Here is a 2,098-nt window from a genome sequence, read left to right on the forward strand (position 1 = left end):
TTTAATAAATTAATGAGGCTTAATTCACTTCTTGTTGATGGGGAAAAGGCAAAAATTTTATCGATAAATACTATGTAATTTGAAAGGCTGTTTTGATAGTCTTGCTGCATATCATTATTTCTATAAAACAATAAAATTCCTTCCAGAGTACTTAAGTAATTCGATTGAGATTCGGTAATGGCTTTGTGTAGACGTTGAGATAAAACCACCGCTTTTTCTTTGTTGCCATTGGCGGCGTAGATATTCATGAGTTTCAAATACTCATCACTATAATGGGATTCACGACTGCTATCTACAGCAATAGCTTTATCAAACATATTCAGCGCCTTATCGGCATAATGAATGGCGTTTTTTATATCGCCTTTTGTTTGATAACCCTCCGCAACTGTAAGTAACATGGTGACTTGCTGATAGGGTATAACAACATTATCTCCATATACAGAATTATAAATACTTATTGCCTTATCAGGAACGATCTGATATGCGACTAACACAGTCGGTAAATAATAATTCAGGGCATTCTCATCGAGGCTGAGAAGCTGCATAGCCTTTTCGGGTTGTTTGCTTTTTATCCAGCTATTGATATAGCTCTCAAAGGATGTAAGAGTAGCCGGTTTATTTAACCCAATTTTTGATAAAAAATTAAGGCTGTCTCTGGTGCTTCTTCTTCAGCGACTCTGGAGGCAGTTAAATCCAGATAATATTTAGCGTTTTTCGATTCTGTCTCAAGTTTGCTCAGTAAATTGTAAGCACGTTCAGGGTAGCCAGATACTAATAATTCATATTGCAAATTAAACCATTCAGCCTGCGATCTGAAGGTGGTATTTTCTTCCAGAGGTAAAGCAGAGTTTAGTTTTTTCTCGACGACAGAATAAACATCCGGCTGAGTGGGTTCGCTGGATAAAACCTGATGAGAATAAAAAACAGATAAAATCATTAATAACAAAGTAGATTTCGCTTTCATCGCAAACTATATCCTTTTCTGTTTGATGAACCTTACGTGGTCCCTGAGCGCTTTATTTTGTTTGATGTTCAAGTTCATTTAATGCTTTAAGCGCAGGTTCTATTCCACCTTCTGCCGCATTAGATAGATGAAACCTGGCTTTTTCCATATTTCTCTCAACGCCGTCACCATTCTGATACATCCTTCCCAGATAGAAATGTGCGGCAAAATTACCTTGTGCAGCTGCTTTTTTGAACCAGACACCAGCATCAGGAAGATTCTGTGGTAGTTCTTTTCCGATGAGATATAAATAGCCAATTTCCGCCTGGGCATTACTACTGCCCAGTGTTGCAGCTTGTTGCAGATATGCTAGGTATTTTTTCATTGTTTGCAGGTATACCATTGCCTTTGTAGGCTGTAGCTAAAAAGTATATCGCATCAGTGTTTTTTTGCTCTGCAGATTTGGTTAACCATTTAATCCCTTCATCTATATTTGCACAGATGAATTCGTATTTCCCTAATGCAAATTGAGCACTGGAATCGCCTGTTGTTGCATTATCTTTTATTTGTGTTGGATTGTCTAAAGACGATAATTTCTGATCATTTTGATAGCATGTAATATATTTTATTCCGTTTTGATCATAAGTTTCCTCCGTACCATGTCTTTTATTATTAACATATTGCGTGGAGGTTAATAGTTTACCTGTGCGATCGTTAAACTCTTTTTCCACTCCCTGTCTGATACCATTGACGTACAGGGTTTCTTTGGTTAGTTTACCTGTGTTTTTGCTCCAGTTACGATATGCCCCATTCTCTACGCCATTTTTGTATTCGATTGAATAGGTTAATTTACCATACTTATTCCATGATTTGGCAATGCCGTCGGTTTTTCCATTCTTATAAGGGTACAAACTTTCAGGGATGCCATTTTCGTACCACTCTTCACTGTTACCATCGAGTATGTCATGTTTATAGTTTTGTGATTTTGCAAGATTACCATTTTTATACCATTGCTTAACCAGACCATTTAATTGGCCTTGCTCATCAAAATGTTTCTCCTCTTCTTTCTGCCCATTTTCATACCAGGTTTGAACAGAAATTTGTTTTCCGTCTTTATAGACGGATTTAGACAGTAACTTACCCTCTTCACTATAA

Annotated in this window: 2 pseudogenes; both read right to left on the reverse strand. The window is 37.0% G+C overall.

From position 1 onward, the window contains the following. A pseudogene (locus tag ACUU1M_RS19890) lies at positions 1–964 on the reverse strand (tetratricopeptide repeat protein); the annotation flags it as partial. Positions 965–1,016: 52 nt separating this feature from the next. Beyond that, positions 1,017–2,098: pseudogene (locus ACUU1M_RS19895) on the reverse strand (hypothetical protein); the annotation flags it as partial.

This window comes from Shigella sp. SIG6 (genome assembly GCF_053555815.1).